The following is a 22,603-nucleotide window of genomic DNA, read 5'->3' on the forward strand; positions in this document are numbered from 1 at the left end:
GCATTGTAGGTTTTTGTTAGATAATCTCGTCATAGTTATTTTATGTGGATTACATTGTTTTCGTCTTTCTCATATTGGAACGGGGTTATTTTCTGCAAGGCCCTTAGCGCATAGTCCAGCCCCATATTGACGGGGATTTTTCCGCGGATGACGTCGATCTGCGGAAGTTCGGCCGTTTGGATCTGGATTTTCACACCGTATGTTTTCTCCATTTTGGCGATGATGTCGGCAAACGGGTGTCCAACGAGATTCAGAATACCCTCCGTCCATAAATAGTCGTCCGTATTCTCAATCCTGGTCAATACCAGACGATTCCCGTTTAGGCATACCTTTTCGTTCGGGTCTAATATAATCTGGTCGCCGCTTGCCAGTTTGTTGGTTACTTTGACTTTTCCCCTCAATAATGCAGTCGTGAAGTCGTGTGTCAGTTCGTCTGCCGTTACATTGAATTTCGTACCCAGCACTTCCACGTCGCAGGCGAAAGTTTCCACGATGAAGGGACGGGCGGCATCATGCTCTACGTTGAACATGGCCTCGCCGGAGAGTTTCACACGGCGATTCCTATTGAACCGTATCGGATATTCCAGTTTTGCCCCGCTGTTCAGGCAAACGCTGGTTCCGTCCTGGAGTGTAATGTCTATACGTTGTCCTGCCGGTGCGGCAACGGACAGATATTGTTTTGCGGTATCTTCGATAATGACGGTTCTGGAAGCGTACCAACTGCCAGCGACCAATAGTAATACTGCGGCAGCCTGGGTACAGATACGAATAAAGCGCTGGCGATACCATTTCAGGCGTCTGGTCGGCAGCTGCAGATGGGGGTGGTGCGGATAAGGGACATTTGCGATAAGTGCGTCCTGCATAGACCATAATGCATTTAGTTCTTTCTGGTTGTTGGGGTCGGCATCGAGCCAGTCTACAATCGTTTTTTCTTCCTGCTCGGAAGTTTGGCCGTTTATGTACTTATATAATAATTCTTTGTCCATTTTTTTACATAGTGTGGCGAGTGCATTATGAATTTGGGCAGCCCGCAGCGAATCCATAATTTTTCCCTTGGTAATTTTTCCCGATAACGAAATTATGCTTTGTCTGTTTACGATTATATGGTGCGTGGGCGCACGACATTTACATCGAAAAAGTGCGTTTTTCGTTAAATAAATTTTCTTAAAAAAATGGTAATTTTTTTAATTATCGTATAACGCTGGAATACAGGACGATAATTAAAATGATGAGATAGTCGTTCAGTGCGATTCGCATGATGGCCAAAGCCCGTTGGATATTGGCTGTGACGTTGCGCACATTGATTCCTGTAATTTCGGCGATTTCTTGGTAAGTCTTGCCCTCGAAGCGGTTGTAAAGGAAGATTTGCCGCATGGGTTCGGGCATTTTGTTGATCTGGCTTTCGATGATGGATTTTATTTCCGCCGTAAAGGATGCTTCGGGGTTGGTACTTTCCAAAACGGTGATTTTGGCTTTGATGCTGCGGTAAGCCGTCGTATGTATTTGTTGCTGGATTTTGAGTCTGTTTTTCTGGTTGCGCAGCCATTCAAGACAGCCATGTTTCACGGATCCTAAAATATATGCCTGGATAGTCGTAGTAATATTCAGCTTGTCCTTGTTTTCCCAAAAATAAAGGAAGCTGTCGGTAACGATGTCCTCCGCGGCCATATTGTTGCGGATGTATGACCGGGCGATAATGATAAAACGAGGCTTATACTCGGAGTATAATCGTTCGAAATCTTCGAGCGTGATATGTTTATCCAGTTCTGACATGCGTGTAGATTGATTCAAAGGTAAACTTTTTTATCAAAATTCAAAAATTTATAGAATGTCTGTTGATATTGGGCGATGTGAAATACCGGGCTTATTCTTTCATGCGGAACGAACCGGAGAAAAGGATGAGGTCAAATCATATCGTTATGGACAATTTCGGTCAGACGCGGTAATTGCAGATCGAGTCCGAAAGTGAAACATAAAAAAAGCACATGAATGAGTAAGGCATCAAGGGAGATTATAAAACATTATAAGAAGAAGTGTGCGAGGAAAAAATCAATAAAATTCAGGCAAGTTCGTGTTAATGAGATTGAAATGATCTCGCTGGCTTTTTATTACTCTCGTGCAAGACAGCAAACAAAAAAAGACAACTGATTGATCATCAATTGTCTTTTTCTTTTAGTTGTGCCCAGGACAAGACTCGAACTTGCACGAACGTAATTGTTCACTACCCCCTCAAAGTAGCGTGTCTACCAATTTCACCACCTGGGCATTGTACGTATCCTTTCGGATTTCGGGTGTGCAAATATAGGGCATAAATTTTAATCCGCCAAATTTTTTCTCCATGTAATATGGATTATTCTTCCGGCAGCGGCGTCGTGGCGACGCAAACCGCCGTGCTCTACCTGCCGCGGGGGCGGTGTCGATGTCTGCGCAGGTGCCTGTGCTTGGTGGTAAAGGCGGCGGAAGCGGTTGGGGCGGAGACCTTAGCGGGTTCATTTGCCAGGCCGATACGGCGGCGGAGCTGTGGCCGAGGTCGTGGCGGAACCGCCGGGCGTGTGTTACGTGCGCCGGTGCCAGGTTAAGAAAAGAGGGGCTGTCTAACAAGTCCCGAAAATCGAAAATCACCCCTGTCAGAATAAACTCCGGCAGGGGTGAAATCGTTAAAATTGGACTTGTTAGACAGCCCCCTCGATTTAGGACGGTCTTCCGTTACTCCTCCGAAGCCGGCAGGAATACGATCATGCCGCTCGGGCGGTTCGATAAGTCGGGCAATGTGATGTCCGTTGCCGGACGTACACCCGGCGCGGTGCTGCGCGTGCCCGATACGCTTACCGATTTCTGTCCCGTGATCTGGCTCAGGGCCGCTGCCAGCATCGGCTCGCTCCGGTCGCCGTAATCTTTCAATTCCCCGTCCCATTCCTCGCACGCGGTGTCGACCGCCAGTCCGTTCTTGTCGACGGTCACCTGCTTGGCGTTGTAGCCCTGGAACGATATCGGGGCCAGTTCGTAGCTGTAATTGCCTACGGTGAATTTGCTGACCTCCATGCCGACGTTCTTGCCGTTGGTCTTTTCGCCGATGAGCTTCACCGTGAAGCCGTCCAACCCGCGCAGCGTATTGATGACGGCTTCGCTCGACGAGGCCGTGTTGCCCGTGACGAGCACGTACAGCCGGGTCATGTTCAGCGCATAATTCCGCAGGTCGACGCCATAATAGTCGCCGTAATAGAATTCGTCGAAGAATTTTTTGGACGCCGAGTCGTATTCCTTGCCGGTCTCCTTCGCCGTTTTTTCGACCGTGGCCATGCGGCTGTCGTTGTACCGGTAATATTCGTAGACCTTGCCCTGGCAGGCCGCGCCGGCGATGCAGGTGGAAAGCATGTTCGACGTGATGACGTGCCCGCCGCCGTTGTTGCGCAGGTCGAGCACCATGTCGGTAATGTTCCCGTCCTTGAGTTTCTTGACGGCCGCGAGCAGTTCGTCGTCATAGGCCGCGTCGAAACTGTCGTAGACCAGGTAGCCGATCCTATGCGCACCGGAGGCGATCACTTCGCTGTGGATTACCGGATTGGGGTATATTTCGCGTGCCGTGAGCGATACGGGCTGCGCGCCCTGCTTGTTTTCGGTGAGCTTGACCGTGCTTGCGCCTCCCGGGGCTATTAACGTGCCGTAGACCGAATTCAGGTTCGCGGCCGTGATGGCCGCGCCGTTGTACTGGGCGAAGAACGTGCCCCGCCGGAACCCTGCTTCCGATGCCGGGGAGTCCGGGTAGACCGACGTGACGACCAGCCCGTATTCTCCCGTAGGTTGGTTGTTGCCGTCCACAAACCTCACGCCCATCAGGCCCGCGATGCCGAAGCCGTACTCCTTCTCCTTTACGACCCCGTGGCTTACGCCGCGCGTCGTCCCGGCGACGGCCTTCGTGAGGGGCGTCCGCAGCAGGTAGGAGTAAACCGAGTAGCTGCCGTTGCTCTGCCGTTTTTTGTCGAGGTCGTTGGTCGTCATCTCCAGCAGCGTGCGTTTCAGGAAATTGTCGCTGGAACTGATGTAATCCAGCGAGAGGTCGCGCGACATCTGCCGGTATTCGCCGTTCCACAGGTAGTAATACTCCAGGATCTTGTCTACCTGTTTGTTGAGCTCGGTGTCTGCGCCCGTGCCGCCGCTGCTGCTCCCGAGCTGGGTGATGGCGAACTGCGCCGCCCTCGCGTAGCCGCTCACCTGTACGGTGATGTTCGCGCTGCGCGTGCTGCCGGTCTCGTTGGCTTCGACGGTGATGTTGAGCTGCCGGTCGCTGCCCTTGTCGCCCGACGAGGTGAGTATCTTGCACCATTCCGGCTTGTCGCTCTGCGCCACCCAGTTGGCGGAGGCCTTGAACGTGTATTTCTTGGTCGTGCGGTCGGCGCCCACCGTTTCCGATGCTTTCCACGACGAGCCGGTTATGCCCGTCGTGTCGTTGTTTTTCGTGTCGTCATCGCCGCAGGATACTGCTGCCATGCCGAACAGGAGGACGGCGAACCATGTGTAGAGGATTGTTTTCATAGAGGCTGATTTTGTTATGCGGGCTAAATATAGTGTTTTTTTCGTGAATTGCTCCTATTTGCGGCGGCTGAAATCCATTTCGCCGAACAGGTATCCCGCCCCGCCGATGCGGTCGATGACGAACAGCACGTATCGGACGTCGACGGCGATGTTGCGGCAGATCGTTTCGTCGAACGCCACGTCGCTCATCGTCGAGCGCCATGTGCGGTCGAAATTCAGCCCCACCAGTTCGCCCCGGCCGTTGATGATCGGCGAACCGGAGTTGCCGCCCGTCGTGTGGTTGGTGGCCAGGAAGCAGACGGGTACCGTCCTGCGGCCGTCGATCGTCGTCGCCCAGCGTCCGTAGTCCTTCGTGGCATAGAGCTCGCGCAGCGCCTGCGGGATGTCGTAGTCGTAAATCTCGGGGTTGTCCTTGGCGATGATGCCGTCGAGGGTGGTCTGGGGCTTGTGGTATTCGCCGTCGGCATATTCGTAGCCCCCGACATGGCCGTAGGCCACGCGCAGCGTGAGGTTGGCGTCGGGGTAGAAGGCCCGCAGGGTGTCCCACTCGCGCAGCCCCTTGATGTAGGTCGTGTAGAGTTCGTTGAGGCGTCCGCTGTTGAGGTTGCGCAGCGACTTGGTTCCCAGCATCCAGCCGATGTGGCCGAGCATGCGTTCGGTGTCCTTGTGTAGGGCGTGCACCGCCGTGGTGTCGGCGCCCTCCCGCCACAGCGTGTCGAATACCTCGCCGGCATAGGCTTCGGGCGACCCGCTGGCGGCGACGCCGGCCAGGAATGCCGGAATCTGGTACTGCACGGGGCAGCGGCGGGCATACTGGCCGAAAAGCCATTCGAAGAGCGCCCGTTCCGTCTGCTCGCGCCGTGCGAAGGCGGCTTCGGCACGCTCCTCGGGGGTGTAGCGCTCGGGCAGCGCGCCGAGCGTTTCGCGTGTGATCTCGCGGGCGAAATAGGCGTCCGCGATGCGGGCGTATTCGGCTTTGAGGTCGGCGACGACGCTGCGGTATTCGGGTTTGTCCTGCGCCCAGGCGGCGAATTCCTGCTCATAGGCGCGTTTCGAGGCCACGGTGCCCAGGCGGCCGATGCCCAGCGCCTCGCCCTGCCATTTCTTCCATGCGTTGGCGATCGAGGCGTGTTTGGCGGCGTAATGGATGCGCAGCGCCGGGTCGCTCTCCTGTGCCGCGGAGATGATGTCGAGGCGCCCCGTGCGGATGGCGATCTTGGCCGGGTCGGAGCGCTCGGCGATGTAAGCCACGGCGTCCGAGAGGATGTACTCCTGCGTATTGCCGGGGAAGCCGTAGATCATCGTGAAATCCCCCTCTTCGACCCCGGCGGTCGAGATGGTGAAATGCCGCTTGGGGCGGTAGGGAACATTCTCGGGCGAGTAGGCGGCGGGCTTGTTGTCCTTGCCGGCGTAGATGCGGAAGAGCGAGAAGTCGCCCGTGTGGCGGGGCCATATCCAGTTGTCGGTGTCGCCGCCGAACTTGCCGATCGACGAGGGCGGCGCGCCGACCAGGCGTACGTCGTCGAACTGCTCGTAGATGAACAGAAACTGCTGGTTGCCGTAGTACATCTGCTCGACCGAGGCCTTGTAGCCCTTGCCTTCGGCCTCGGCCCGGCGGATGATTTCGGCCTTCGTTTCGCCCGCAGCGATGCGGTCGGTGACCTCTTCCATGCGGACGAGGAAGCGTACGTTGAGCTCCTTGTTGGGCAGTTCCTCCCGGCGCGACATGGCCCAGAAGCCGTTGGTCAGGTAGTCGTGTTCGACGCTCGAATGCGCCTGTATGGCGTCGTAGCCGCAGTGGTGGTTGGTGAGCAGCAGCCCTTCGGACGAAATCAGTTCGCCCGTGCAGCCGCCGTTGAACAGCACCACGGCGTCCTTCATCGAGGCTTTGTTGATCGAGTAGATGTCTTCGGCCGTGAGGCGGAATCCTTTGGCGCGCATGTCGTCGATGCGCTGCGAGATGAGGCTCGGGAGCCACATGCCCTCGTCGGCGGAGGCTGCCAGCGCGAGGAGCGTACAGAACAGGGTAAGTAGCGTGCGTTTCATTTATTTGAGGAATTTGTCGAGTTCGGTGTATACTTTCTGGATCGGGAGCCCCATGACATTGTAGAACGAGCCGTTGATCTTTTCGATGGCGGCGTAGCCGATCCACTCCTGGATGCCGTACGAGCCGGCCTTGTCGTAGGGACGGCAGGCGTCGAGGTAATAGGCGATCTCCTCGTCCGCGAGCGGGCGGAACCACACGCTGCTCTTGGCGGCGAAGGTGTGCGTCCGCCCGGGGGTGCGCAGCGTGACGCCCGAGACCACCGTGTGCCGGCGCCCCGAAAGGCGGCGGAGCATCTGCGTGGCCTCTTCGCGGCCGAGGGGCTTGCCGAGCACCTCGCCGTCGGAGACCACTACCGTGTCGGCCGTCAGCAGGATTTCGTTCGGGGCCAGCGCCGCCGGGTAGGCTTCGCTCTTGAGCCGCGAGAGGTAGAGCGGCACCTCTTCGCCGGGCATGCCGGCGGGGTAGACCTCCTCGCATTCGTATTTGGGGGCGAGTTCGTACGGGAGCCCGCAGCCCGTCATCAGTTCCCGCCGGCGCGGCGACTGCGATGCCAGCAGCAGGCGGTAAGGTTTGAGTTTGTCTTTGAGCAACATGGTTATAGCGTGTTTTTAGTTTTCATGTGTCTTTGTTCCCGTTCCGTTCCCGGGTCAGCGGATGTCGAAATTGAGCAGTTCGCGGCCTTCGAGCACGGCGCGCAGGTTGTCGCCCGGGCGTACGGGCCCCACGCCGGCCGGCGTGCCCGTGTAGAGCAGGTCGCCCATGCGCAGCGTCATGTACTGCGACACCGAGGCGATGATCCGGTCGACAGAGAAGAGCATCCCGGACGTGTCGCCCCGCTGGCGCGTCTGCCCGTTCACCTCCAGCGTGAAGTGCAGGGACTGCACGTCGCCGCCCAGCTCCTGCAAAGATACGAATTGGGGCGAGAGGGCCGCCGAGCGGTCGAATGCCTTGCAGCGCTCCCACGGCAGCCCTTCGGCGATGGCCTGCCGTTGCAGGTCGCGGGCCGTGAAGTCGATACCCAGGCCCACCTGGTCGTAATAGCGGTGCGCGAAACGTTCGGCGATGCCCTTGCCTACGCGGTTGATGCGTACGACCAGCTCGCATTCGTAGTGCACCTCCTGCGAGAAGGCGGGGATGTAGAACGGGTCGTTGTTGCGCAGCAGCGCCGTGTCGGGCTTGAGGAACCAGGCAGGCTCCGGCGGGCACGCCGTGCCGCCGCCGGCCAGGCGGCCGAGCTCCTCGGCGTGTGCGGCGTAGTTGCGTGCTATGCAGATGATTTTCATGGTGTTGTCTGTCGTTACTTTCAGTTGTGGTCGTACCGTTGTGCCCGAACGAGCATCCAAACGACGTAAGGCAGCAGGTAAATTACGTAAATCACTGCCAGCGTGTCCGTCAGGCCGGTCAGTTCCAGGACGACCGTAAATAGGATCCATAAAGCTCCCATAATCACGAGGTGGCGCCGCATGAACGAAGACAAGCCCCCGATGTCGACGTTTTTCTTCTTTGCGGGCGGCATGGTGTTGTAGCCCGCGATCAGCATCGGGAACCGCTTTACCAGCAGGCCGACGACGATCAGCAGAGGGCCGCCGAGCAGGAGTATCGTGAAATCGTCCATAACTTTTGGTTATTTCGTTTCCGGTGCGCGCAATTCCGCGACCATCCGGGCGGCGAAACGGTCGCTGGCGCCCGGCCCCCCGATAACCGTACGTAATTCGGCGAAGTCGGCGAGCATCCGTCCGCGTTTCTCCCCGCCTGCGACGATCGCCCGCAGCTCGCGTTCGGCGCGCGTGGTGTCGAGGTCGGACTGGATGACCTCGGCGACCGCCTCGCGCCCGAGGTTGAGGTTCACGAGCGACACCCAGGGTACTTTCAGTACATAGGGCCGGAGCCTGACCTGGAACCAGAGCGTGCGGTAGACCACCACTTCGGGGATGCCCAGCAACGCCGTTTCGAGCGTTGCCGTCCCGGACGTTACCACGGCGGCTTCGGCCGCGGCGAGCGTCTCGTAGGTCTGGTCGCAGACGTAACGGATGCCGCTGCCGGCCATATACTGTTCGTAGAGCGCGCGGTCGAGCCATGCTACGCCCGCCACGACGAACTGGTGCTCCGGGAATTTGCGCGACAGGTCGGCCATCAGCGGCAGGTTGTCGCGGATCTCGCCCCGGCGGCTGCCGGCCAGCAGGGCGATGATCGGCCTGCGGTCGAGCCCGTGCCGGCGGCGGAACTCGTCGGGCGAGGGGAGCGAGGTGCGCCGGGCCTCGATGGCGTCTACGAGCGGGTTGCCTTCGAAAATCGGTTCGACGCCGTGCCTGGGGAAGTAGCCGCATTCGAAGGGGAAGATGACGAACAGCCTGTCGACCCAGCGGCGGATGGCCTTCACGCGCCACTCGCGCCATGCCCAGACCTTCGGGGCGATGTAATAGAAGGTGCGGATGCCGTGCTCTTTGGCCCAGCGCGCCATCTTCATGTTGAAGCCGGGGTAGTCGACCAGGATCAGCACGTCGGGGGCGAATGCCGCGACGTCGGCCCGGCATTCGCGCATCTGCCGTTTGATCGTCCGCAGGTTTTTCAGCACCTGCACGATGCCGAAGAATGAGGTTTCGCGGTAGTGCTTGGCCAGGTTCGCCTCGCCGCCCGCCGCGGCCATCAGGTCGCCGCCCCAGAAGCGCAGCCGTGCTTCGGGATCGGCTTTGAGGAGTCCTTTTATCAGGTTCGAGCCGTGCAGGTCGCCCGAGGGCTCGCCGGCGATGAGGTAGTATTTCATTGCGTTGCGTTTAGCGGTAGGGTTTGTAATTCAGCGGGGGTATCCAGGAATCCGAGCAGGGTGTCGCACTGCGGGATGCCGTAGCCCGTTTCGAGGTCGGGCGCTGCGCTGCGGGTGCCCGAAGCGTGCAGCAGGCGGATCAGCTCGCGGCGTTTCATCGGCCTGTACCCCATGAGGGCGGCACACAGCCCCGTGACCACGGGCGTCGAGAACGACGTGCCGTTCGGGGAGTCGTACACCACCAGGTCGGGCTTGACGGGGTGCGGGTAGTAGCCGGTGCCGCTCTTGCCCGAACGTCCCGTGCCTTCGGAGTCGGCCGCGCCGACCGTGACGGCCTCGGCGACATCCCCGGGGAACGAGATGTGGCGCCATTTGTTTTTCCCCTCGTTGCCGGCGCTTTGTACGACGACCATGCGCGGGTGCGCATCGAGCAGGCTGTCGAGAAAACGCGAGCAGAGTGCCGTGCGGCCGTCGAGCATCTGCGGCGTATAGCCGTCGAAATCGTCGAATACGGTATAGCCCAGCGAGATGTTGACCACGTCGACCTGCCGTTGTGCGAGCCAGGCCAGGGCCCGGCACAGGCGGCGTTCGTCCTCGCGCGGCTCGCCGTGCTCGAGGTCGGATTTCACCAGGTAGTAGTCGGCTTTGCAGGCCAGCCCCAGCAGGGTGTCGTTGGAGAAGCCCCCGATGTTCCGTGTGACCCGGGTGCCGTGGTCGCAGTCGTCGCGGAAGAATCCCGTCGTGTCGCCGTCCGTCAGGTCGAGGTAGTCCGCGACCCGGAGACGGCGCGTGAAACGGTCGTCGCGCAGCCCGCCGAAACCGGCGTCGACCACCCCGATGCGGATGCCCTCGCCCCGGGGTGCGAGCGAATCGAACCGCGGCCCCATCATCTGCCCGATGGCATGCGAATAGGTGTGCGCGTAGCAGGAAGTATAGCTGCGCCTGATCTCCCGTACGATGTCGTAGATGCCGTAGGCGGCGAGCAGCAGGACGGCACCCCAGACGATGAGCGAAGTCTTCCGTTTCATGGCGTTCGTTTATTCGCCGAGCAGGTCGGGCCGCAGCTGCCGGGTGCGTTCGAGGGACTGTTCGTCCTGCCACCGGGCGATCTGGGCGAAGTTGCCCGAGAGCAGCACGTCGGGAACCCTCCAGCCGCGGAACTCGGCCGGGCGCGTGTAGACCGGCGGCGCCAGCAGGTTGTCCTGGAACGAGTCGGTGAGCGCCGAGGCTTCGTCGCCGATGGCGCCCGGGATGATGCGCACGACCGAGTCGGCGATGATGCAGGCCGCCAGTTCGCCGCCCGTGAGCACGTAGTCGCCGATCGAGATTTCGCGCGTGACGAGGTGTTCGCGGATGCGGTGGTCGATGCCCTTGTAGTGGCCGCAGAGGATGATGATGTTTTCGAGCGTCGAGAGGCGGTTGGCCTCGTGCTGGTCGTAGCGTATGCCGTCGGGCGAGGTGTAGATGATCTCGTCGTAGTGCCTCTCGGACTGGAGTTTCTCGACCAGCTCGAAAACCGGTTCGCACTTCAGAACCATGCCCGCCTCGCCGCCGAAGGGGTAGTCGTCGGTGGTCTTGCGGCGGTCGTGGGCGTAGTCGTGGAGGTTGTGGACGACGATCCGGACGAGCCCCTTCTCCTGCGCACGGTGCAGGATCGACTCGTTGAGGGGCGAGGTCAGCAGTTCGGGTACGACGGTGAGGATGTCAATGCGCATGTCTGAATATGATGTCTTTGGTCGTGTTGGGTGCAAGGGGTATTTCGCGGCCCCGGTCGAGGGTGAAGCCCGCGTAGCCGAGCGCCGTGAAGAGCGCGACGATCTGCGGGCGGTTTTCGCCGCCGGTCTCGATCAGCACCGTGGGGCGGAAGCGTTCGAGCAGCGGGCGCAGTTCGTTCATCACCACGACCTCGTACCCCTCGATGTCGCACTTGATGAAATCGAGGCGTTCCAGGCCGGCGAAGAGTTCGCTGCCCCGGCGCATCCGGGCCGGGAACTCCGCGGCGGCGGACGTGCCGCCGTCGTTTACGAAGTTCTGCCCCGTGCCGAAGTAGCCCGTCGCGCGCGCCGAATCGTTGGCCATCGTAACGGCCTTGTCCTCGGTGCCGAGGGCGTAGGGGAGGATCTCCACGTTGGGGCAGCGGCGCAGGTTGCGGCGCAGCACGGAGAGGATCGGCGGCACGGGCTCCACGGCGTAGACCCTGCCCGCGCCGCCCGCCAGGCGGGAGAGCGTACGGGCGTAGTAGCCGAGGTTGGCGCCGATGTCGATGGCCGTGTCGCCCGCGTGCACGAGCTGCGGCAGGTGGTAGACGTATTCCGTGGCAGGGGCGTAGCGCCCGATGCCGAGCCGCTGCCAGAGGAAGAACATGCGGCTTACGGCGCGCAGGTATCCTTCGAGCGGCAGGGTTTTATAGAGGATTTTATGGATCAGTGTCTTCAAGGTCGGTTCCGGGTTTTATTGTTTTAATCGTTGTTCGATCCAGTTGCGGTTTTCGAGGCCCAACCGGGTTTCGGCGAGGTCGAGGAAAGCCGGGGTGTCTGCGATGCGGGCCCGGATCACAGCCGCCAGGAAGTCGAAGAAGGGTTCCTCGCCCACCCGGACGAGCAGGTCGGCCAACAGGACAGATCCCTTCTCGTAAAGTGCGGTGTGCGCTTCGCGGTCGGCCCGGTCGATCCCCCAGATCGGACGGATGCGGCGCGTCTTTTCGCGGTACATTTCGACGCGCTCGGCGTAGGCCTCTTCGCCGCGGGCGTGTCGCAGGTATTGCAGGGCGCTGAATTCGGCGAAAGATTCGTTCAGCCAGTCATGCCAGGATTCGACAGGGGCTTTGTTCCACCAGAAATGGCTGATTTCATGGGCGGTATTTCTGAGTATATATTCGTTGAAAGACCCGGAATTGAGCGTAATGAAGTTTTTGCGGCTGTAACCGCCCGAAGTGCCGGAGGCTGAAAGCGAGAACTTTATATAGGTATTTTCCTCTCCCGCGATCTTGTAAAGCCGCCGGAAGAATTTCAAGGCGTCGTAGCTGCAGTTCAGCGCCGATTCGGCGTCGGCATCCGGAAAATTCGTGTAGATGAATTCTATGGTGGTGCCGTTGTCGCTCATGCGGCGGGTTTTCAGCACGGGCGAGGCCAGGATGACATTGTCGAAACCCTCCCAGGGCTGATCCATCTCCCACATGCCGTCGTCCGTGCGGGAAATAATACCCGATCCGCTCACCGTATAGCCGTCGGTAATGCCGATCCGCAGGTGCGAGCGATCCGCCGAGGTGCCGTTGCAGACGGGATACCATCCCGTATAGTAACCGATCTCGATCCAGCGGTCGTTGAACGATTTTGCGGGGCCCTGCACCTCGTGCATGTCGAGCGTGTAGCGGGTGCCGATGCGGCAACGGTCGGGGCTCCCGGCCGGCCGGTAAAGGGTCAGGGCGCGTCCGTCGGGAATGAACCGGATGGGTGCGGGGGCGAGCGTATCGAAACGGTAGACCGCTTCATGGCCGTCGCAGCGCATCGTGTCGATACGGGCGTGGCGCCACAGCACCAGTGCGATCGAGTCGCTGCCGAGGAAATTGACGTCGAACGACCCGCCGACCGTGACCCGCCTCTCCGGCACGTCGATCCGCACGGTCAGGTCGTAGCAGGCCACGCGCGGGGAATCCTGCGCCCGGAGTGCCGGGGCGGGGAGCAGGCAGGCTGAAAGACAGGTGATCGCAATACGCAGTTTCATGGCGGGCTAATCCTTATAGTTCACTTCCTCGTTCAACACTTCGACGATGAAGGGGTTGTAGAGCACTTCGTGGCCGATGGTCGACTCAGGCCCGTGGCCGGGGTAGACGTGCACCTCGTCGCCCAGCGGGAGCAGGATGTCGAGGATCGAGCGCATGATCCACGAATAGTCGCCTCCGGGCAGGTCGGTGCGCCCGATCGACTCGCGGAAGAGCGTGTCGCCCGTGAAGAGCGATTTGGACTGCGGTTCGTAGAGCGCGACATGGCCGGGCGTATGGCCGGGCGTGCGGAGCACGCGCAGGACGGTGTGCCCGAAACGGATTTCGGGCGTCGTGTCGAGGTCGGTGTCCACCGAGGGCATCTCGCCGACGGGCACGCCGAAGATGCTGCCGCTCGTCGAGGCGTTGTCCAGCAGGAAGGCGTCCTTGAGCGACATGGCGAACGGGATGCCGTAGCGTTTTTTGAGGTGGGCGACGCCCAGCGTGTGGTCGAAGTGGCCGTGGGTGTTGGCCGCCAGGACGGGTCGGAGCCCGTGTTCGGCGATGAAATTGTCGAGCGCGGCGTCCTCGCGCGGGTTGCTGTTGCCGGCGTCGATGACGACGGCTTCGAGCGTGTCGTCCCAGACGACATAGGTGTTTTCCTGGATAGGATTGAATTGCAGGCAGGCTATTTTCATGGTGCTGGCGTTTTTTTGCGGTTCCTGTTTCCGGAAAGACAGTGCGGGCCGGATGCCGGCTGTCTGCCTGTCTGAGCGGAGTATATTTCCTGCAAATATAGTGCTTTTTGCGGGATTTTACCTATCTTTATGACCCGAATAAACTCTCTTGGGATGAAACGATTGGTTACTTTGTTCTTCGTGCTGGCCGTGTGCGGCACGGGGGCGGTGGCGCAGGAAGGCGCCTATAAGACGGTGAAGGACATTGCCTACCGCGATGCCGCGGGCGATGGGAACATCGACACGATGTGCCGGCTGGATATTTATTATCCGGTCGGAAAAACCGGCTTTTCGACCGTGGTGTGGTACCACGGCGGCGGGCTGACGGGCGGACGGCGCGAGATCCCCGAGGCATTGAAAGACAAGGGTCTGGCCGTGGTGGGCGTGGAGTACCGCCTCTCGCCGGCGGTGAAGGTCGCCGACTGTGTCGACGATGCGGCCGCAGCGGCGGCATGGGTGGTGAAGCACATCGCCTCGTACGGCGGCGACCCCGGGCGGGTGTTCGTGGCCGGGCATTCGGCAGGGGGTTACCTCACGTCGATGATCGGGCTGGACAAGCGCTGGCTGGAGCCTTACGGCATCGACCCCGATACGGCGTTCGTGGCGCTGATCCCCTACAGCGGGCAGGTGGTGACGCATTTCGAACGGCGCCGTGAACTGGGGCTGCCCGATACGCAGCCGCTGGTGGACGACATGGCGCCGCTGAGCTACGTGCGCCCTGACTGCCGCCCGATCCTGATCCTCTCGGGCGACCGCGAGCGGGAGATGCTGGGGCGTTACGAGGAGAACGCCTACTTCTGGCGCATGATGCGCGTGGCGGGGCATCCCGACGTGCGGATCTGCGAGTTTGACGGCTTCGACCACGGTAACATGCCGCAGGCCGGGCATTTCGTCGCGGTGCGTTATATCCGGGAAATGGAGCGGAGAATGGATCGGTAGTTGTGGGGAGGACGGGTATGAAAATGAACAGATATACGCTTTGCATGGCTGCGGCAGCCTTGTTCGCCGCGTTGGCGCTCACGGGGTGTTCGCTGCTGAAGGTGGCCGTGGCGACGGGGGATCCGCTGTCGAAGGAGGAGATGAATATCCGCACCATGACGCGCGGTTTCTATTACGACATGGCTTCGGAGGTGTCGCGTACGGCCGACTCGATCGCCGCTGCGGCGCCCGACATCGCGACGCGTGTGGCAGCCGTGAGGTGGAAGATACGTGCCACGCGGGCCGGGGTTTCGGCCGCCATGCAGGGTATTCCCGACGTGGCGCTGGCCGACATGTGGATACTCTGCCGGCGCATGGACGAAGGTTTTGCGGCTGCGCCCGACTCGCTGCTGTTCGGGGCGCAGAGCGACCTGGCACGCGATGCCGCCGCACGGCTCGACCGCCGGGCGGCACGCCTGGCGCGGCAGGTGCTGGCGGTCGACCGCTACGGCCTGATGGAACGGTTCGTGGCGGATTATGTACGCGAGAACCCCGCCGACGGGGAGATGGAGGGTTCGAATACGACCCTCGCATGGATCGAATTCCTGCGTGCGAACGGCATCGAGCATGCCTATGCCACGGGGTCGATCGCCGAAGTGCTGGCCGACGTCAACGACCGCGTAAGCGGTCAGACGCAGCAGCTGGCCAACAGCGTCGGCTGGTCGAAGGATCTGATCGCGATGCAGTTGCAGCAGGACAGTATGCGCCTGGAGGTGGGGGCCCGCCTCGACTCGCTGGAACGCAATTTCACCCGGATCGTGGTCGTCGCGGAGCACCTGCCCGAAATTTCGGACAAGGTGCTGGAGGAGCTCAACAAGCAGGTTACGCAGCTGATATATACGATGAATTACAGCCTCGACAACGCCTTCGCCAACTTCGACCGCCAGCGCGACGAGTTGCAGCGGTATGTGACCGCCGAGCGGCAGGCGCTGGTCGACCAGCTGCGCGAGTCGGCCGACGGCGTGGTGCAGAGGACGCTCGACGCCGTGCCGGGACTGGTCGGCAAGGTGCTGCTGTATGTGGTGCTGGCGCTCGTGGTGCTCATCGGCGGGCCGTTCGCCCTGGGGTTCTGGCTGGGCGGCGTGCGCGAGCGGGGACGAAGGAAGAGGGAAAAGGGCGCGTGACGGCATATTGCAAGCGGGGCTTGCATCTGCGCTCGGCTTGCACTATCTTTGCCTCAAAAGGAATTTCGGCTTAGACAGGCGGCGCCTCGGCATATTGCAAGCGGGGCTTGCATCTGCGCTCGGCTTGCACTATCTTTGCGGCAAAATCAGGATTATGGCCCGAAAAAAAGCAAATTACCCCCTCGTCGAGGGGCTCGAAATAACGACGCTCGCCGCCGAAGGCAAGGCGATGGGACGCTGGAACGACGTGGTGGTGTTCGTGCCGCTGACCGTGCCGGGCGACGTGGTGGATGTGCAGATACGCTCCAAACGCCGCCGGTTCATGGAGGGGTTCGTCGTCCGCTATGTGAAGAAATCGCCCCTGCGCGCCGAGGCCTTCTGTGAGCATTTCGGCGTCTGCGGCGGCTGCAAGTGGCAGAACCTTCCCTACGAGGAGCAACTGCGCTTCAAGACCGGGCAGGTGCGCGACCAGCTGGCCCGCATCGGCAAGATCGCCCTGCCCGAAATCGCCCCGTGCCTGGGGTCTGCCCGGACGCAGTTCTACCGCAACAAACTCGAGTTCACCTTCGCCGACCGCCGCTGGCTGACGCGCGAGGAGGTCGAGGGCGGTGCGGACATCGGCGCTGCGCCCGCGCTGGGGTTCCATATCCCCGGCATGTTCGACAAGGTGCTCGACATCCGCAAATGCTGGCTGCAGCCCGACCCGTCGAACGACATCCGGATGGAGACCAAACGTTTCTGCGTCGAGAACGGCTATACGTTCCACAATGCCCGCGAGCATACGGGGCTGATGCGTAACATGATCGTCCGCACGGCCTCGACGGGCGAAGTGATGGTGACCGTGGTCTTCGGTGCGGACGACCGCGAACGGATCGCGGCGCTGCTCGACCATCTGGCGGCCGTGTTCCCGCAGATCACCTCGCTGTGCTACATCGTCAACACGAAGCTCAACGATTCGGTGGGCGACCTCGATCCGGTGTGCTACAAGGGCAAAGACCATATCGTCGAGGAGATGGAGGGGCTGCGTTTCAAGGTGGGCCCCAAGTCGTTCTACCAGACCAATTCCGAACAGGCCTACGAGCTCTACAAGGTGGCGCGCGAGTTCGCAGACCTGAAACCCGAAGACGTGCTCTACGACCTTTATACCGGTACGGGCACCATCGCCAATTTCTGCGCCGCGCACTGCCGCCGCGTAGTGGGCATCGAGTATGTGCCTGAGGCGATCGCCGACGCGAAAATCAATTCCGAAATCAACGGCATCGGCAATACGGCTTTCTATGCGGGCGACATGAAGCAGGTGCTCTGCGACGAATTCGTGGCTGCCAACGGCCGCCCCGACGTCGTCATCCTCGACCCGCCGCGTGCGGGCGTCGACGAACCGGTCATCGGGGTGATCCTGCGTGCCGCGCCCGAGCGGATCGTCTACGTGAGCTGCAACCCGGCTACGCAGGCGCGCGACCTGGCGCTGCTCGACGCCGATTATCGCGTCGAGGCTGTGCAGCCCGTGGACATGTTTCCCCATACGCACCATGTCGAGAACGTGGTAAAGCTGGTGAGGAGGTGACCCGGAAGCCGCTCCCGGGATCTTTTTCGTCCGGGCGGAGAAACCGAGATGGCAATAAAAGCAGGCGTGCGGCGTTTTTATTAATGCCGCGCAGGGAGCCGCGTCCGGAAAAACAGACCGGGGCGATGCAGTATCCTGCGGTTTTGGCGTTTTATTTGCAAGACAGTTACCTAAAAAAACGGAAAACATGAAAAAACTGATTTTAATTGCGGCGGTAGCGCTGATGGCGCTTCCCGCGGCGGCACAGGTGCAGGAGGCATTCCCCAGCTATATTCAGGTCAACGGGCGCGCCGAGAAGGAGATCACGCCCGACGAGTTCTACCTCTCGGTCATCATCAACGAACGCGACTCGAAAGGCAAGATTTCGGTCGAGAGCCAGCAGCGCGACATGATCGCGGCGCTCAAGCGGCTCGGTGTGAACGTCGAGAAGCAGCTCAAGGTGGCAAACCTGTCGAGCGAGTTCTTCAAGAAGAACACGTCGGTGGCGACGGCCAAGTACCAGTTGCAGCTGGGGTCGGCGGCCGAGGTCTCGAAGGTGTGGCAGGCGTTGGACAACCTGGGGATTTCGAATGTCTCGATCCTGAAGGTGTCGCATTCGAAGATCGACCAGTATAAGGAACAGGTGCGTGTGGAGGCCATGCAGAATGCCAAGCAGAGCGCGCAGACGCTGGCCCAGGCCATCGGGCAGAGTGTTGGCAAATGCTTCTACATCTACGATTCGAACAACAACGTGATGCCTGTCTTTTACGACAACATGGCCGTGATGCGCAGCGCCAAGGCGGCTGGTATGGCCGAGGATGCCGCAGCGGACGAGCCGCTCGACTTCAAGACGATCAAGCTGCAGTACAACGTCCAGGCGAAATTCGTGCTGGAATAGCCGTCCGGCAGCGTATGTCGAAGAGGGTGTCCCCGAGGGGCATCCTCTTCGTCGTCCCCGGAGATGCACTCCGCGGCGGGAAAAACACCCCGGTTGTTGGACGATTGCGAAATTTATATTATCTTTGTTTACTTTGCCCCTAAAAACAGGAGGAGTTATGGAAAAGCAGTTCTGTTTCAACTATGAGCATTATGCGGCCCTCGAAGGGCTTCCGGATGCCGACCGCAAACTGGTCGCGGAGGCCCAGCGGGCCACGGAGAACGCCCACGCACCCTATTCGCATTTCCAGGTCGGGGCGGCGGCGCGCCTGCGTAGCGGGAAGATCCTCTACGGAAGCAATTTCGAGAGCGAGGTCTATCCGGCGGGGCTTTGCGCCGAACGTTCGCTGATGTTCTACGCGCAGGCCAATTATGCCGACGACCCGATCGAGACGCTGGCCATCGCTTCGAATCCCTCCGCGCGCGAGTGCTACCCCTGCGGCCAGTGCCGGCAGGTGATGGTCGACGTCGAACGCCGCCAGGGCTCGCCCATGCGGGTCATCATGAGCGGAAACGGTACGGCCACCGTCGTGGATACGGCGGCACGGCTGCTGCCCTTCACGTTCGTGCTGTGAGAGGGAACCGTCAGACTCAATACCCCGAACATGTTTACACCGGAAGATATTCTCTACGAAGACAACCACCTGCTGGTGGTCAACAAACACTGCGGAGACTTGGTGCAGCCCGACCCGTCGGGCGGGAGTGCCCTCGAAGACCAGATCAAAGCCTTTATCAAACGCCGCGGTGCGAAGCCCGGCGAGGTATTCCTCGGCGTGGTGCACCGGATCGACCGTCCGGTGAGCGGCGCGGTGCTCTTCGCCAAGACCTCGAAGGCCCTCACGCGGCTCAACGAGATGATCCGCGAAGGACGCATCCGTAAGATATACTGGGCGCTGACCGAGCAGGCTCCCGATCCGCTGAGCGGCGAATTGTGCCACTACATCCTGCGTGACGGACGTGCCAACCGTTCGCGCGCCTGCGATGCGCCGAAGGCCGACGCCAAGCAGGCGCGGCTGCGCTATGCGACGCTGGGCGCGGGGACGCACTATACGCTCGTGGAGGTGGAGCTGCTGACGGGGCGCCACCACCAGATACGCGCCCAGCTGTCGAAGATCGGGTGCCCGATCCGCGGCGACCTGAAATACGGCGCCCGGCGTTCGCTGCCCGGGGGCGGCATTTCGCTCCACTCGCGGAGCGTCGAATTCGAGCATCCCGTGCGCCATGAGCCCGTGGCGGTCACGGCGCCCGTGCCTGCGGACGACAACCTGTGGGCTTATTTCGAAAACCGTTGACTGCCCGGGATATGCGCATACTGATACAACGAGTGAAGAACGCTTCCGTCACGATCGGCGGCCAGCTGCGGTCGCAGATCGGGGCAGGGCTGCTGGTACTGCTCGGCGTGGGTGCGGACGATACGGACGAGGATGCCGAGTACCTGGCGGGCAAGCTCGTCCGCCTGCGGATCTTCGACGACGCACAGGGGGTGATGAACCTCGATGTGAGGCAGGCCGGCGGCCAGGTGCTGGTCGTGAGCCAGTTCACCCTGCTGGCCTCGACGCGCAAGGGTAACCGACCGTCCTATATCAAGGCGGCGCCCGAGGCGGTTTCGCGCCCGATGTACGAACGCTTCGCGGCGCGTGTCGCGGAGCTCCTGGGGCGGGAGGTGATGACGGGCGAATTCGGCGCCGACATGCAGGTGGCGCTGGTGAACGACGGCCCGGTAACCATCTGGATCGATTCGAAAATGAGGGATTGTTAACCAAAAAATAGCATGAAGAGATTTTTAGTAGTTTTGTGTGCGGGGATGGCGGCGTTTTTCGCCTCCTGCAACGACGAGGAGACCGGAAAGGAGAACAAATGGTTCTTCGCGCCCGAGGCCGGGGTCTCGGGGACGACCGTGGAGGTGTCGTGCCGGACGAAATTCGGCGACGGCGTGCTTTCCTCGGCGCAGGCGGGATTCGCCTATGCGCCGATCCGCTCCGACAATACGGGGAGTTTCACGGAGACGACCGACGTGACGGTCGACGGGCAGGTGATGTCCTGCCGCCTGACGGGGCTCGATGCCGAGACGTCGTACCTGATCTACGCCTTTGTGGACATGGGGAGCGGAGGCCGGATGCAGAGCAAGCCGGTCGTCGTCAAAACAGGGGTAGACCCGGTGTTGCCGGACGATCCGAGGTTCGGGGTGCCGGAGTGTTCGCAGGTGACGGCCTCTTCAGCGACCGTCTCCTGCACGTTCGACTATACGGGCGGCAAAGAGGTATCCGAGGCTTATTTCCTCTACGGGACGGCGACGTCGGACGACGGGCAGCTCGTGGCGGTCACGACCGAACCCGGCGCCAAGAGCGCCACGCTCACGGGCCTGAGCGCTTCGACGAAGTATAAATTCCGGCTGTGCGTCGTGGTCGGCGGGGAGACCTTCGGAAGCACCGTCGGGACGTTCGCCACATCCGCGGCCGGCGGCGGGGATGGCAGGACGAAATACGCGGGCTGGGCGGAGCTGCCGGTAGAGGCGGAAAACGGCGATTATCATTATGCCTACCATATTTGCCCCGATTTTAAAGTCGACGGGCATGAGGCCCGGAACTTTACGGTATGTTACAGTGCCGAGCACCACAGTCCGGTATGGGTGGCGGCGCCTGTCCATAATTGTTATGTCGGCAGTTCGGGCAACCGCAATTACGGCCCCGATCCGGTTATCCCGTCCTCTATCCAGCCTTCGGGCTCGAAGGCTTCGATGGGCTCGCCCTACAACCGCGGACATATGCTGGGCAACCACGAGCGTTCGCGGACGAGCGGCATGAACAAGCAGGTGTCGTATTACACCAATATCGCGGCGCAGCACGGCTCGACGTTCAACACCGGTGACGGTGCGTGGAACAATCTCGAGGACAAGATCGACGACTACTGGTGCGCCGATACGCTCTATGTGGTGGTCGGGGCTTATTATGACAAGTGGACGGATTCCTACGGGAACAGCGCCCCGCAGCGCAGCACGAGCTTCGGGAACATCACCACCGATGTGCCGACGATGTTCTATACGCTTTGCCTGCGCACCAAGAAGGGGAATACGAATAAATCCGTAATGAACTGTGCCGCCGATGAATTGCAGTGTGCGGCTTTCGTGATGAGCCATGCCATGGGGAAAGGGCACGATCCGCAGGCCGGGGACATGCGGTCGGTGAAGGAGATCGAAGAGCTTACCGGGTTTACCTTCTTCGCCAACGTGCCCAATGCGCCGAAGGATACCTATAACGCTTCCGACTGGGGGTTATAGGCATGTATGCGTGGGGCGACCACAGGCGGTTTAACTCCTATTCGGGGTATTTCCGCCGCACGTTCGGCGGGCGGGTGCAGAAAATCTCGGTCGATGCCGGGTTCACGTGTCCCAACCGCGACGGGAAGATAAGCGAGGGAGGATGTACGTTCTGTAATAACGGGGCGTTCACTCCCTCGTACTGCATCCCGGCCAAAAGCATCGGACAGCAGATCGCCGAGGGGATCGAATTCCACGGCAGGCGCTACCGTGCGGCGTCGCGCTACCTGGTTTATTTCCAGTCTTTTTCGAATACCTACGCCCCGCTCGAACGGCTCAGGGCGCTCTACGGCGAGGCGCTCGCATATCCCGGCGTGGCGGGTATCGTCATCGGGACGCGCCCCGACTGCGTGGACGCCGAGAAGCTCGATTATCTGGCGGAGATAGCGCGTGACCGTTACGTGGCGGTCGAATTCGGCATCGAATCGACCTGCGACGAGACGCTGCGCGCCGTGAACCGCGGCCACGACTTCGCCTGCGCCCGCCGTGCCGTGGAGATGGCTGCCGAAAGGGGGCTGCACGTGGGGGCGCATTTCATCCTCGGGCTGCCGGGCGAGACCGATGAAATGCTGTTGGAGCAGGTCGCAACGATCAATTCGCTGCCGCTCACGACGGTGAAATTCCACCAGTTGCAGGTTTTCCGCGGCACGCCGATGGCCGCCCAGTACGATGCCGACCCCCGCAGGTTCCGTTTCTGGGAGGTCGGCCAGTACATCGACCTGTTCGTCGAGATACTGCGGCGGCTGAGGCCCGACCTGGTCGTCGAACGCTTTGCCAGCGAGGCGCCGCCCCGCTACCATTACGGCCGCAACTGGGGATTGATCCGCAACGAAACCCTGCTGGCGATGCTCGAAAAAAGATTGGAGGAGCGCGGTGCATACCAAGGCGAAATTTTTATACCTTTGTGCTCGAATCACTAATACCC

General features: G+C 60.8%; 22 protein-coding genes and 1 tRNA gene. 9 read left to right on the forward strand and 14 right to left on the reverse strand.

Annotation, left to right across the window (positions count from 1 at the left end; genetic code table 11):
- Positions 1-35 precede the first annotated feature (35 nt).
- From DW189_RS07630 to DW189_RS07695, 14 genes are all read right to left on the reverse strand, one after another.
- Positions 36-1,043, reverse strand: coding sequence for a FecR family protein (locus tag DW189_RS07630; RefSeq protein WP_232045684.1), 1,008 nt, complete (start codon positions 1,041-1,043; stop codon positions 36-38).
- Between the two features lie 145 nt (positions 1,044-1,188).
- Entirely contained in the window at positions 1,189-1,773 is a 585-nt protein-coding gene (locus DW189_RS07635; protein WP_022331671.1) for an RNA polymerase sigma-70 factor, read from the reverse strand.
- 406 nt (positions 1,774-2,179) lie between these two features.
- Positions 2,180-2,265, reverse strand: a tRNA-Leu gene (locus DW189_RS07640).
- Positions 2,266-2,706: 441 nt separating this feature from the next.
- The gene (locus DW189_RS07645; protein WP_117507376.1) at positions 2,707-4,533 is read right to left on the reverse strand and encodes a S41 family peptidase; all 1,827 of its coding nucleotides are present in this window, start codon (positions 4,531-4,533) and stop codon (positions 2,707-2,709) included.
- Positions 4,534-4,587: 54 nt separating this feature from the next.
- A complete protein-coding gene (locus DW189_RS07650; protein WP_117507377.1) occupies positions 4,588-6,579 on the reverse strand; it encodes a S46 family peptidase in 1,992 nt (663 codons plus the stop codon).
- Entirely contained in the window at positions 6,580-7,173 is a 594-nt protein-coding gene (locus DW189_RS07655; RefSeq protein ID WP_117507378.1) for a Maf family nucleotide pyrophosphatase, read from the reverse strand.
- Positions 7,174-7,227: 54 nt separating this feature from the next.
- Positions 7,228-7,863 (reverse strand): fumarylacetoacetate hydrolase family protein, encoded by a 636-nt coding sequence (locus tag DW189_RS07660; protein ID WP_117507379.1) that lies wholly within the window; start codon positions 7,861-7,863, stop codon positions 7,228-7,230.
- 20 nt (positions 7,864-7,883) lie between these two features.
- Positions 7,884-8,195: a DUF3784 domain-containing protein gene (locus tag DW189_RS07665; protein ID WP_117507380.1), complete on the reverse strand. Its 312-nt coding sequence runs from the start codon at positions 8,193-8,195 to the stop codon at positions 7,884-7,886.
- A 9-nt stretch (positions 8,196-8,204) separates the two neighbouring features.
- Complete coding sequence (lpxB, locus tag DW189_RS07670; protein WP_117507381.1) at positions 8,205-9,344, reverse strand: lipid-A-disaccharide synthase; 1,140 nt, start codon at positions 9,342-9,344, stop codon at positions 8,205-8,207.
- Positions 9,341-10,372 carry a S8 family serine peptidase gene (locus DW189_RS07675; RefSeq protein WP_117507382.1) on the reverse strand — a complete coding sequence of 344 codons (1,032 nt, stop codon included), beginning with the start codon at positions 10,370-10,372 and terminating at the stop codon, positions 9,341-9,343. The genes lpxB and DW189_RS07675 overlap by 4 nt, the downstream gene beginning before the upstream one ends.
- 9 nt (positions 10,373-10,381) lie before the next feature.
- Positions 10,382-11,059, reverse strand: a complete 678-nt coding sequence (trmD, locus tag DW189_RS07680; RefSeq protein ID WP_018695795.1) for a tRNA (guanosine(37)-N1)-methyltransferase TrmD — start codon at positions 11,057-11,059, stop codon at positions 10,382-10,384.
- The gene (locus tag DW189_RS07685) at positions 11,049-11,780 is read right to left on the reverse strand and encodes an FkbM family methyltransferase (RefSeq protein WP_117507383.1); all 732 of its coding nucleotides are present in this window, start codon (positions 11,778-11,780) and stop codon (positions 11,049-11,051) included. The genes trmD and DW189_RS07685 overlap by 11 nt, the downstream gene beginning before the upstream one ends.
- 15 nt (positions 11,781-11,795) lie before the next feature.
- Complete coding sequence (locus DW189_RS07690; protein ID WP_117507384.1) at positions 11,796-13,067, reverse strand: M1 family aminopeptidase; 1,272 nt, start codon at positions 13,065-13,067, stop codon at positions 11,796-11,798.
- A gap of 6 nt (positions 13,068-13,073) precedes the next feature.
- Positions 13,074-13,742, reverse strand: a complete 669-nt coding sequence (locus DW189_RS07695; RefSeq protein WP_055201570.1) for an MBL fold metallo-hydrolase — start codon at positions 13,740-13,742, stop codon at positions 13,074-13,076.
- Positions 13,743-13,895: 153 nt separating this feature from the next.
- Here DW189_RS07695 and DW189_RS07700 point away from each other — a divergent pair, with 153 nt between their 5' ends.
- The 9 genes from DW189_RS07700 to DW189_RS07740 all read left to right on the forward strand — a co-directional run bounded on the left by DW189_RS07700 (position 13,896) and on the right by DW189_RS07740 (position 22,598).
- Complete coding sequence (locus DW189_RS07700; protein ID WP_117507385.1) at positions 13,896-14,720, forward strand: alpha/beta hydrolase; 825 nt, start codon at positions 13,896-13,898, stop codon at positions 14,718-14,720.
- A gap of 17 nt (positions 14,721-14,737) precedes the next feature.
- On the forward strand, positions 14,738-15,883 hold the full coding sequence (locus tag DW189_RS07705; protein WP_259295436.1) for a hypothetical protein: 1,146 nt from the start codon (positions 14,738-14,740) through the stop codon (positions 15,881-15,883).
- Positions 15,884-16,037: 154 nt separating this feature from the next.
- On the forward strand, positions 16,038-17,447 hold the full coding sequence (gene rlmD / locus DW189_RS07710) for a 23S rRNA (uracil(1939)-C(5))-methyltransferase RlmD (protein WP_022332380.1): 1,410 nt from the start codon (positions 16,038-16,040) through the stop codon (positions 17,445-17,447).
- 187 nt (positions 17,448-17,634) lie between these two features.
- Positions 17,635-18,324, forward strand: a complete 690-nt coding sequence (locus DW189_RS07715) for an SIMPL domain-containing protein (protein ID WP_117507387.1) — start codon at positions 17,635-17,637, stop codon at positions 18,322-18,324.
- A 157-nt stretch (positions 18,325-18,481) separates the two neighbouring features.
- Positions 18,482-18,937 (forward strand): cytidine deaminase, encoded by a 456-nt coding sequence (locus tag DW189_RS07720; RefSeq protein WP_117507388.1) that lies wholly within the window; start codon positions 18,482-18,484, stop codon positions 18,935-18,937.
- A gap of 30 nt (positions 18,938-18,967) precedes the next feature.
- Positions 18,968-19,654 carry an RluA family pseudouridine synthase gene (locus DW189_RS07725; RefSeq protein WP_117507389.1) on the forward strand — a complete coding sequence of 229 codons (687 nt, stop codon included), beginning with the start codon at positions 18,968-18,970 and terminating at the stop codon, positions 19,652-19,654.
- 11 nt (positions 19,655-19,665) lie between these two features.
- A complete protein-coding gene (gene dtd / locus DW189_RS07730; RefSeq protein WP_117507390.1) occupies positions 19,666-20,121 on the forward strand; it encodes a D-aminoacyl-tRNA deacylase in 456 nt (151 codons plus the stop codon).
- 12 nt (positions 20,122-20,133) lie between these two features.
- Positions 20,134-21,639 (forward strand): DNA/RNA non-specific endonuclease, encoded by a 1,506-nt coding sequence (locus DW189_RS07735; RefSeq protein WP_117507391.1) that lies wholly within the window; start codon positions 20,134-20,136, stop codon positions 21,637-21,639.
- A 2-nt stretch (positions 21,640-21,641) separates the two neighbouring features.
- Complete coding sequence (locus DW189_RS07740; RefSeq protein WP_117507392.1) at positions 21,642-22,598, forward strand: TIGR01212 family radical SAM protein; 957 nt, start codon at positions 21,642-21,644, stop codon at positions 22,596-22,598.
- Positions 22,599-22,603: the final 5 nt, after the last annotated feature.

The sequence above is a fragment of the Alistipes sp. AM16-43 genome (genome assembly GCF_003435745.1).
In the GTDB taxonomy this organism is placed as follows: domain Bacteria; phylum Bacteroidota; class Bacteroidia; order Bacteroidales; family Rikenellaceae; genus Alistipes; species Alistipes onderdonkii.